Origin of the sequence: Kaistella sp. (genome assembly GCF_049588135.1) — a bacterium.
Classification (GTDB): domain Bacteria; phylum Bacteroidota; class Bacteroidia; order Flavobacteriales; family Weeksellaceae; genus Kaistella.
On record NZ_JBAVFG010000205.1, the window covers coordinates 1 to 11,611 of the forward strand.

The window sequence follows — 11,611 nt, forward strand, 5'->3', positions numbered from 1 at the left end:
AAAATACTGTGCTTAAAAATATATTCAACATAAAAACTGAAACCGATTTCCTGCAAAAATGTTTGGAAACTTTTCGTTATCAATATGAAAATGTAGAAGTTTACCGAAAGTTTTGCGATTATCTTCGAGTGAATCCGAGTGAAATTGATGAATTAGAAAAAATTCCTTTTTTGCCGATTGAAATGTTTAAAAATCATTTGGTTTTAGATCAAGTCTTCGGCTTCGCTCAGAGTGACAAAACGGAAAGCTATTTTCAAAGTTCAGGGACAACGCAGATGAACCGTTCCAAACATTATATTGCAGATTTTGGATGGTATGAAGAAAGTATTTACAAGAGTTTTGAACAATTTATTGGAAAGCCAGAAGATTATATTTTCCTCGGATTATTACCTAATTATTCTGAAAACCCACATTCTTCTTTAATTTATATGGTTGATTTTTTAATGAAGAAATCGGGGAAACCAGAAAACGGATATTTTCTCTATAACCATCAGGAATTGTTCGAATTGTTGCAGCAACTTTTACAGGAAAATAAAAAAGTAATTTTGTTCGGCGTTTCTTTTGCGCTTTTAGATTTTTTGGATTTCGTAGAAAAGAATCATCAAATCATCGAATCATCAAATCAACTCATTATCATTGAAACTGGCGGGATGAAAGGCAGAAAAGAAGAAATGACGAAAGATGAACTGCTGAATATTTTTCTTAAAGGTTTCGGAACAGAAAAAATTTATTCAGAATATTCGATGACGGAATTGCTTTCTCAGGCGTATTCTTTAGGGAAAAACATTTATGAAACTCCAAACTGGATGCGGATTTTAATCAGAAATACCGAAGATCCTTTTTCTTATGTGGATGATGGAAAAACGGGTGCAATTAATATTATTGATTTGGCAAATCGTCATTCATGTAGTTTTATTGCAACTCAGGATTTGGGCAAACGCTTCGTGAACGATGTTCGCGGATCTTCAGTCTCTGCTCAATGCGACAGAAAACAATTTCAGGTTTTAGGAAGAATCGATCATTCTGATATTCGAGGATGTAGCTTGCTGGTTTCGTAATTATTAATTCAAAAAAAATTCCTCAGAAAAAATCTAAGGAATTTTTTGTAATTAAAATGATGCAAACTTATACTACAACTTCTTCACGTTGAAGTAGAAATCTATAAATTAAACCTCCGGTAATTCCGCCCAGAATTGGAGCGACCCAAAATAGCCAGAGTTGATGAATTGCAAGTCCACCCACAAAAATCGCTTGTGAAGTTGCTCTTGCGGGATTTACAGAAGTGTTTGTAATCGGGATACAAATCAAATGAATTATCGTCAAAGTTAAACCAATTGCAATTCCTGCAAATTTACCATTGGCATATTTATCGGTTGCACCCATAATAACAAATACGAAAAATCCAGTCAATATAAATTCGGCTAAAAATGCTGCTCCCAAACTAAAAGCTCGTCCATTATAAACGGGTTCATCATAAAAATTAGAAGCAAATGCGCCAGCTCCTTCTCTGGAAAAAGCACCAGCACCATTGAGAATTAAATAAAGACAAGTTGCTGCGCCAAGTGCGCCAAGACACTGTACAATGACATAAGGAGCTAATTCTTTGGCTGGGAATCTGCCACCTGCAACAAGACCAAAGGAAACTGCAGGATTAAAATGTCCGCCAGAAATGTGTCCTACTGCGTAAACCATTGTTAAAACAGTTAATCCGAAAGCTAATGCAACACCCAATAATCCAACTCCTACATTAGGAACGCCAGCTGAAAATACCGCTGCTCCACAACCACCGAATACCAACCAAAACGTGCCGAAAAATTCGGCGGCTAATTTTCTTTTCATAATGTTAAAATTTATTTGTAGTCCAAATTTATGATTTTATCTGATTGAATAGTGTAATTATTTGTGAAATTTTCAACGGATGACAGGATTTGTTATGGCATCTACTTTTAGGTTTGATTTAAAAGTAAATTTTGAATTTTAGGTTTGATCCTCATTTTCATTAAAAAAAATAAGAAATCATTTATATCAACAAGATTTCCCTATTTTTACTATCTTAAATTTAGTATGATGAAATATTTTTACGCCCTATTTTTGGCATTGATGCTTCCGATTTTTGCAGTCGCACAACAGGTTGTTTCTTACGCTGTAAATCCCGCAACCTTTGATGAAACAGAAACAATTACCGTTACTTTTACGGTAAATGAAACTGGTTTTGGTGTGGGTTCTTCACACGCACTTTATTTGTGGGCATGGTCTTTCAATTCAAATAATTCACAAGCAGATTGCTCAACCAACGGAACCTGGACTGCTTCTAACGCTGCCAATAAATTAACTTATGTTTCGAGTTCGGGGAACAATGGAACTTATACTTTCACGATGAACACTGTGAGATCTTTTTACGGAAACCGAGCGAATCCGCTTTCTAGAATAGGATTTCTAGTGAAGACAATTAATGGTTCTGTGCAATCTCAGGATATTTTGTTGAATGTTGGTAAATTCCAATTTAATTTAACAAATCCTATTCAGGGAAGCACGAATGTGATGAGTTCGGGAACGATTCTAAATATCACAGGAACATCGACTTTGCCTGCGAATTTTGTTGTAAAAGCAAATGGAAGTTCAGTTTATACAAGTTCCTCAGCATCTACTATTTTAAATTTCCCTTACACTGTAACACAAGATGCTGCGATGGAAGTTGTTGCCACGGATATTGCCACTGGAACCATAGTGAGTAAAACTTTTACGGTCGCCCTTTCTATTCCGGTTCAAAGTGAGGCAATGCCGACCTATATGCGACAAGGAATTACGTATGATCCAGCAGATCCTACCAAAGTGGGTTTGGCGATTTATGCACCTTTAAAAGCGTATGTTCATGTTATTGGAAGTTTTAACAATTGGTCGGTTAGCGCGAATTATTTAATGAAAAAAGATACTGTAAATCCTGATCTTTATTGGTTGGAAGTTACAGGATTGACTCCTCAACAGGTTTATACTTTTCAATATAGAACGGCAGACGGAATTAAAGTTGCTGATCCTTATTCAGCGTTAGTTTTATCACCAGATGATGATCCTTGGATTAATCAATATGCAAATGTTTACCCAAATCTTCCGACATATCCTGCAGGACAAAGTTTTGATGTGTCTGTGATTCAAACGGCGAAACCTGTGTATAATTGGACGATTACCAATTTTAATAAACCGGCAAAAGAAAACTTAATCGTGTACGAATTGTTGGTGAGGGATTTTACCACAGAAAAAACTTGGCAATCCCTTATTGATAAAATCTCTTATTTGAAATCATTAAATATCAATGCGGTAGAATTAATGCCCGTAATGGAATTTGACGGAAATAATTCTTGGGGTTACAACACAGGATTTCATTATGCCTTAGATAAAGCGTACGGAACTCCTGAAAAATTCAAAGAGTTTATTGATTTATGCCACCAAAACGGAATTGCCGTAATTTTGGATATTGCCTTAAACCACGCCACGGGAAGAAGCCCACTTACCAGAATGTGGATGATCGATCCCGATGGAGATGGTTATGGAGATCCTGCTGCTGATAACCCGTATTTCAATCAGGTTGCGAAACATTCTTATAGTGTATTTAATGATTTCAATCATTCTAGTTCTGCTACAAAATATTACGTAAATCGTGTTCTTGAACAATGGATTAAAGAATATAAAGTAGATGGTTTCCGTTGGGATTTAACCAAAGGATTTACCCAAGCGTGTTCGGCTGGCGATGATGCTTGTACCAATAAATACCAGCAAGATCGGGTGAATATCCTGAAAGCGTATGCCGATAACCAGTGGAGTTATGATCCTACATCATTTATTATTTTCGAACATTTAGGAACCGATTCCGAAGAAGCGCAATGGGCAAATTATAAAGTAACAGAAGGAAAAGGCGTGATGATGTGGGACAAAGAAACTACTCCATACAATGAAAATACCATGGGTTTTGCGCCAAACAGTAATTTCAACAGAGTAAATTATCAAACTCACGGATTTACGGAAAGAAGAGCCATGAGTTATGGTGAAAGCCATGATGAAGAAAGATTGATGTATAAAAATATCACTTTTGGTGGTTCAGCAGGAGGTTATAATGTAAGAGAGTTGGCAAATGCGCTTCAAAGACAAAAAGCTTATGGTGCTGTTTTTTTAACCGTTCCGGGTCCGAAAATGATTTGGCAATTTGCAGAATTAGGTTTTGATAAAAGTATCTATACTTGCGAAAATGGTACTGTAAATACAGAAAGTGATGCGACTCCTGGAGATTGTAAATTAGATCCAAAACCATCAGCGTTTGGTTTGGCTTATAATCAAGATGCTGCCAGAAAATCGGTTTACGATACTTGGGCGAAAATTCTTGCTTTGAGATTGTCGAATGACGTTTTCAATACCACGAATTTCACTATTGAATCTGGAAACTTAATGCCGAGAATTTTTATCAATAATACATCGACTTCAAGTGCATTAAAAAATGTGGTTGTTTTGGCAAACTTTACTTTGGAGTCGAAAGATATTATCCCTGATTTCCCTTATACTGGCAACTGGGTGAATTTAATGGATGGCAGTTCGATTCCAGTTACGAATGCCACTATACCGATTACAATTGAACCAGGAGGTTTCAGAATTTTTGGTAATGCGGCGGCTCTGGGGACAGACGAAGTTCAACAAAGTAAAAATTCAGTTTCTTTGAAATTAACTCAAAATCCAGTTACCAATGGAAATGCGAATATTCGTTATACCAATGCTGAAAATGGTGCGATTGCTATTTATGATTTAGCAGGAACTTTGGTGAAAACAGTGAAAGTTGCTAAAAATAACGGCGATGATTCAATCTCTATCAACGGATTAAAAGCCGGAATTTATTTAATTCAGTTGAAGTCTGACAAAGGAGTTGCGGTTACAAAAATGATTGTGAAATAACACTTTCTTTTACTATAAAAAAACGATTCACAAAATTTGTGAATCGTTTTTCGTTTTGTAAGTGGTTTAGAGTATTAAAAAAAATATTTGATTCAAATTTTAATTTATTAAAAAATTCCGCTACAAATGAGTTGTTGCAATATAGGTGTTTTTTAAAAGGTTGTAATTTTCTTCTTGATAAAGTTTTATGATTTTTTCTTTATCCTCTGCTGAAAAATTGTAAATACCATCATAATTACTATCGCAAACTATATACGTGAGCTGCGAATAGGAAAGATTGAAAATAAAAAACAAATAATAAATATGATTTTTTGAATAAATTCCGAAATTAATCAATTAGTGTAGTTTAATTCACCTCAAACTTTCTCTCTTTAATCAATTCTGCAATCGCCAACATATCTTCGCCAATCAAGCGGTCTTCTTCTAATTTAGCTACTTTTGTTCGGATTAATGAATAGGCATTTTCAACAAACTTACCACATTTTGCAGGTCTTCGGAATTCTAATCCCTGCGCCCCAAACATTAATTCTACCGAAAGAATATTTTCTAAATTCCCCAAAACCTGATTAAATTTTCTCCCAGAAATACTTCCCATCGAAACATGATCTTCTTGTCCCAAACTTGTTGGGATAGAATCTGCGGATGCCGGGAAACACAGGGTTTTATTCTCCGTAACCAAAGCCGCAGAAGTATATTGCGGAATCATAAAACCAGAATTTAATCCAGAACTTTCGGTGAGTAGTCTAGGCAAACCATATTGTCCTTCTAATAAGAGATAACTTCTTCTATCGGAAATATTTCCGAGTTCAGCGGCTGCCAAAGTACAGTAATCTAAAGGCAATGCCAATAATTGTCCGTGGAAATTCCCACCAGAAATCGATTCTTCTGCACTTAAAACAATTGGATTATCGGTTACAGAATTCAATTCGGTTTCTGCTAAATTTTTTAAATGTTCGTACGCATTTCTACTCGCACCATGAACCTGTGGAACACAACGCATCGAATAAGGATCTTGCACTCGATCGCAGAATTCATGACTTTTTAGATTATCAGAATTTTTCAAAAACTTTCGCATTCTTGAAGCTACTTTTCTACTGCCATCAAACGGGCGAATATCATGAAGTTCCTTTTTAAATGGACTTGCCGAACCGCGATACGCTTCTAAGCTTACCGCTGCAGTTAAGTCAGCCAAGTCGAGTAAATAGTCGAATTTATTTAAACCTAAAATTGCATGTGCCAAGATAAACTGCGTTCCATTGATTAAGCCTAAACCTTCTTTTGGACCAAGTTGTAGTGGTTTTAAACCATGCTTTTTTAAGACTTTTTCAGTTGCTACGATTTCATTGTTTTGCCAAACTTTTCCTAAACCCAAAAGCGGTAAAACCAAATGAGAAAGCGGCGCCAAATCGCCTGAGGCACCTACGGAACCCTGCTCCGGAACCACAGGAATAATACCTTTCTCAAGCATTACAATCATTCGCTCAATCACTTCCAAAGAAACTCCCGAAAATCCTTTTGACAACGCATGAATCTTTGCAATCATCATCACTCTCGAATAATCTTTGGCAATCGGTTTCCCAACACCAACAGCATGGGAAATAATTAAATTATATTGAAGTTGCGCAGTTTCTGCTTCCGAAATTTTCACATCGCAAAGCGGCCCAAAACCAGTGTTGATTCCGTAAACCGTGCGATCTGAGGCAACGATTTGTTGAACGTTTTTCTGAGATTTAAGAATTTTTTGTTTTGCTTCTTTATTGAGTTTTGCTTGTTTGGGATTATTTAAAATCGCCATTACATCAGTAATTGTAAAAGTATCTACACCGTAAATTTTCATTGATAAGAATTTGTCTAAAAATACACCTTTTTAAGAATCTGTGAAAATAGTTGAACATTTTTTTTATTTGCTGACAAAAATCATAACGAATGCAGAATAGTATCCTATACATAATTAAAAATTTAATTCTAATTTTGATGGTTGTTTAAAATATTTTAACAAATCAAGAGACCAATAAAAAATATGAATAAGAAAAAGCCCGCACACAATTTCCATATTCCAGTAATGGGATTGGCTTATACGATTGACAGCCCGATTCGGGTTGCACAATACGGAATCTCTTCGGTGGTTTCAATTATCGATGACGAAATTATCGAAAAAATGAATAGTCTTTATCATAAAAGAAATCATTTCAGCTACACCACAATTTCAAACAAAATTGAAGATTATCGAGCCAAAAGAATTACCGCTTACCTCGATATGATGCATGATGTCGTAAATATGAAATTCGAAAACTTCAAGCAGGAATTAAGTAAAAGCAAAGAAGCGCTCAACGAATATATCGACATTCTTCCCAATAAATCCGATATCAAAAAAGGTTTAGAAAATCTCGCTGAACAAAAAGAAAATTTCACCGAAAACGTGAGAAAGTTCTTAGAAAGCCATCTTTCACCCGGGAGTATTGATGTGAATGTGATGACCAAAGTAGATAAAGATAATTTCGAAAAAGGAGTACAATTACCAGTCATTTATAATGATGCTCACGTTTCGTTGAGAGGATTTGCCAATAGTAAATTGTCATCGTCGATCGTACTTTCTGCGGGAATGAATCCAAGATTGTACAGTTATTTTGAATCTTTCCCCGATTTTTTTCCGAATGAAAATGGAGAACTGAAAAAGAAAATTATCTTGAAAGTAAGCGATTTTCGTTCAGCGATGATTCAAGGAAATTTCTTGGCGAAAAAAGGACTTTGGGTTTCCGAATACCGTGTAGAATCGGGTTTAAATTGTGGCGGTCACGCCTTTGCAACCGATGGTTTGCTGCTCGGTCCGATCATGGAAGAATTCAAGCAAAAGAAAAATGAACTGATTGCTTCTGCCCACGAATTGATGGTAAATGCTTTGGCACAAAAGGAAATTTCTATTCCAGCACAACCTTTAGAAATGAAAATCACCGTGCAAGGTGGAGTAGGAACTGCCGAAGAACATGAGTTTTTGTTGGAGAATTACCAAGTCGATAGTGTTGGTTGGGGTTCGCCATTTTTGCTCGTTCCCGAAGCGACTTCTGTGGATAAAGAAACCCGCGATTTATTATCAAAATCCAAAGAAGAAGATTTTTATCTAAGTAATATTTCTCCGCTCGGAATTCCTTTTAACACCATTAAAGGAAGCACGAATGAGTTTTTCAAACAGGAAAAAATTAATAAAGAAAAAGCCGGAAGTTCTTGCCCGAAAAAGTATTTGGCTTTGAGTAAAGAATTTGGATCCGAAGGAATTTGTACGGCATCAAGAAAATATCAAACGGTTAAATTAAACGATTTAGAAGGGGGTAAAGAGGATTTATCTTTGAAAGAATACGATAAAAGGAAATCAAAAATCACCGAAAAATCTTGTCTTTGTGTTGGTTTAGTTAATTCTTCTTACCTCGAAAGTGAAATTCCAATTAAAGGGGAGAAGCAAGGGGTGGTGGTTTGTCCAGGTCCTAATCTTGCATATTTCGACAAAGAAGTTTCCCTTTCTGATATGGTAAAACATATTTACGGCAACGAAAATGTAATGTCAGAACCAAATCGACCAAACATCTTCGTCAATGAATTGAAAATGTACGTCGATTATCTGAAAAATGAGATTGAAGAATATTCCGAAAACTTTACCAATGCACAAGTTAAAAAATGGAAAACCTTTAAATCCAATTTAATTGAAGGCGTGAATTATTACGAGACTTTATTTTCGGAAACGGCTTTCTTTAAAAATAATATTAAAACCGTAGAGTCCCAATTGGCAGATTATAAAAGAAAAATAACAGCTCTTATAATTCCAGAAATTGTAAAAGCTTAAATTTTTTCAGAATATTTTAAAAACCAGTCTGTCTTTTTTTTGCCAGACTGGTTTTGTATTAGGACAATTTTTTATTCTTGTTGAAAAGTATTGTATCTATAATACTTTTGTGCTTTTTTTTGAAAAATAATAAATATTTTTTAGGATATCCATAATTAGTGATAATCATAAAACCTTGTTAAATGAAACTCCCTTTATTTTAAAAAATTGCATCATGATAAAAAACAGATAGCTTTTATTTAGAAGTATTTGATTTTTATTCCCAAATCACAGGAATATTTTCAAAAACAATTGGTTCGGGATTTGAAAGTTGATCTTTTGTGTAAATATATAAAACTAGTGCGCGTATAATTGGGAAATAGCGATTGCTTTTATGAAAGAACATAGCCCCTTTATAAGGAATACCATGTAATAAATCATTCACTCTTATTTTACCATCCAGAGTAAGAAAAACCTGTTGGGTTTGGTATTGGTTACCCTCAAATTCTACAATAATTGCTTTTTCAAACTGAAGGGCTTTTCGCATTTCGGCTCCCATGTTTTTGTAAGTGAATTCTACCATAATTTTGCCTTCTTTTTTTAATCCTCGAATGTCGTTAAGCTCAATTTGAATATTTTCGAAGGTAGAAGTTCTAATTACTTTTGATAAATTAAGAAATTTTTTGTAGTAATCTACCTGTTTGCTGAGTTCTTCAATCTGAGTTTGATCAAGTTTTGCCTGCTCAGATAAGACATTGTAATCTGCGAGTTGTGCCGAGAGACATTGCGCTAACACTAATGTCAGCACCGTTAGTTTGGTTTTCATTCTATAAGGTGTTTTTAGTTTTTTTTGTTCGTTACTATTTATTTCTTAGGTGGTAATAAAACGGATTTAAAGGTAAAGTTTATTTTTTTAAAATGAAATTGAATATTATATGAAATTGAAAAATTCATTAAATATCCCTGTAATTAACTAGTTTAAAACATTATTCGTTATAAGGAAATGCTACTAACTTTTCCTTATTTTTGTAAAATGAATGCTGATCTCGAACTTCAATTGAAAACTTTGCCATCTGATCCTGGAGTTTACCGGTATTACGATAAGAATGATCAGCTTTTGTATGTTGGGAAAGCCAAACATTTGAAGAAAAGAGTGCTTTCTTATTTCAATAAAAATCAGGCTGGTTACCGAACCAGAATTATGGTTGCGAAAATTTTTCGATTAGAAACAACCGTCGTAAATAGCGAGTACGACGCACTTTTGCTTGAAAATAATTTAATTAAAGAGCATCAGCCTTTTTATAATGTAATGCTGAAAGACGACAAATCTTATCCTTGGATTTGCATTAAAAATGAAGATTTTCCGCGAGTTTTTATGACCAGAAATCGAATTAAAGATGGTTCCGAATATTTTGGACCTTACGCGAAAGTTCGTCCAGCAAAGGTTTTACTCGATACCATTAAACATCTTTATAAAATTCGAACTTGTAATTTGAATCTTTCACCGAAAAAAATTGCTGAAGGAAAATACAAAGTTTGTTTAGAATATCACATTAAAAACTGTGAAGGTCCGTGCGAAATGCTCGAAATGCAAGAGCATTACGACGCAAAAATTGACGCAATCCGTGGAATTATTAAAGGAGATTTCCGCCGAGCAAAAGAATTTTTGGTAAATCAAATGATGGAATTCGCTGAGAATTTGGAGTTTGAAAATGCACAAATTGTTAAGGAAAGAATTGATGTTCTGGATGATTATCAATCCAAACACACGGTGGTAAATCCGAATATTGATGAGGTAGATGTTTTCGGGATGACGAGCGATGAAACCGCAGCTTATGTGAATTATTTTAAAATTCAGAACGGAAATATTATTCAAAGTTTTACGACAGAAATTAAAAAAATATTGGAGGAAAGCGACGAAGATATTTTGGAAGAAGCGATGATCGAAATTCGCCAGAAATTTAATTCAGATTCAAAAGAAATTTTAATTCCCTTCCATTTAACTTTAGAAATCCCGAATGTGAAACTCATCGTTCCGAAAGTGGGCGACAAGAAAAGAATCATTGAACTTTCCGAAAAAAATGCAAAAGAATATCGTGTCGAAAAATTAAAGCAAGTACAAATTTTAGATCCCGAAAGACACACAAACCGAATTATGGCAGAAATGCAAAAACTGCTCAGAATGCCCACAGAACCTCGTCATATTGAAGGTTTCGACAACTCGAATATTCAGGGGACGAATCCCGTTTCGGCGTGTGTGGTTTTTAAAGACGGAAAACCAAGCAAAGCAGATTACCGAATTTTTCACCCAAAAACGGTAGAAGGAGCAAACGATTTTGCCACGATGGAAGAAGTGATTTATCGCCGCTACAAAAGGCTTTTGGATGAAAACGAACCTTTGCCGCAATTGATTTTAATCGATGGTGGAAAAGGGCAACTTTCGTCTGCCGTGAAAAGTTTGAAACTGCTGGGATTATACGGAAAAATCACGATTATCGGGATTGCAAAACGATTAGAAGAAATTTATTTTCCAGAAGATTCGATTCCGCTTTATTTAGATAAAAAATCGGAAACGTTGAAAATACTTCAACGTGTTCGAGATGAGTCGCACCGTTTTGGCGTGAAACATCACCGAACTCGCAGAAAAAATTCAACCATCAAATCGGAGTTGGAAGAGATCCCCGGAATTGGCGAAAAAGCGATTGAACTTTTGCTTTCGAAACTGAAATCGGTAAAAAGAGTAAAAGAATCTTCAAGAGAAACTTTGGAGGAAATTTTAGGAAAAAAACGTGGTGGAGTAGTTTGGGAATATTTTAATACGTAAATATTTTCTTAATTTTCTCTTATGGTTTAAATTAAAGC

7 protein-coding genes are annotated in these 11,611 nt (G+C 35.0%); 4 read left to right on the forward strand and 3 right to left on the reverse strand.

Annotated elements, in window-relative coordinates; all coding sequences use genetic code 11:
• The first annotated feature begins 8 nt into the window (after positions 1–8).
• Positions 9–1,058: an acyl transferase gene (locus tag WBY99_RS11185; protein ID WP_423976421.1), complete on the forward strand. Its 1,050-nt coding sequence runs from the start codon at positions 9–11 to the stop codon at positions 1,056–1,058.
• A 67-nt stretch (positions 1,059–1,125) separates the two neighbouring features.
• Here WBY99_RS11185 and aqpZ read toward each other — a convergent pair whose 3' ends face one another.
• A complete protein-coding gene (gene aqpZ, locus WBY99_RS11190; protein ID WP_423976415.1) occupies positions 1,126–1,839 on the reverse strand; it encodes an aquaporin Z in 714 nt (237 codons plus the stop codon).
• A gap of 225 nt (positions 1,840–2,064) precedes the next feature.
• Here aqpZ and WBY99_RS11195 point away from each other — a divergent pair, with 225 nt between their 5' ends.
• Complete coding sequence (locus tag WBY99_RS11195; RefSeq protein WP_423976416.1) at positions 2,065–4,935, forward strand: alpha-amylase family glycosyl hydrolase; 2,871 nt, start codon at positions 2,065–2,067, stop codon at positions 4,933–4,935.
• Between the two features lie 346 nt (positions 4,936–5,281).
• On the opposite strand, the gene hutH is transcribed toward WBY99_RS11195, so the two are convergent.
• Positions 5,282–6,772, reverse strand: coding sequence for a histidine ammonia-lyase (gene hutH / locus WBY99_RS11200; RefSeq protein WP_423976417.1), 1,491 nt, complete (start codon positions 6,770–6,772; stop codon positions 5,282–5,284).
• Between the two features lie 183 nt (positions 6,773–6,955).
• On the opposite strand from hutH, the gene WBY99_RS11205 reads away from it, so the two are divergent.
• A complete protein-coding gene (locus WBY99_RS11205) occupies positions 6,956–8,770 on the forward strand; it encodes a hypothetical protein (protein ID WP_423976418.1) in 1,815 nt (604 codons plus the stop codon).
• 256 nt (positions 8,771–9,026) lie between these two features.
• Here WBY99_RS11205 and WBY99_RS11210 read toward each other — a convergent pair whose 3' ends face one another.
• Positions 9,027–9,575 carry a hypothetical protein gene (locus WBY99_RS11210; RefSeq protein ID WP_423976419.1) on the reverse strand — a complete coding sequence of 183 codons (549 nt, stop codon included), beginning with the start codon at positions 9,573–9,575 and terminating at the stop codon, positions 9,027–9,029.
• A 207-nt stretch (positions 9,576–9,782) separates the two neighbouring features.
• Here WBY99_RS11210 and uvrC point away from each other — a divergent pair, with 207 nt between their 5' ends.
• A complete protein-coding gene (gene uvrC / locus WBY99_RS11215) occupies positions 9,783–11,573 on the forward strand; it encodes an excinuclease ABC subunit UvrC (protein ID WP_423976420.1) in 1,791 nt (596 codons plus the stop codon).
• Positions 11,574–11,611 lie beyond the last annotated feature (38 nt).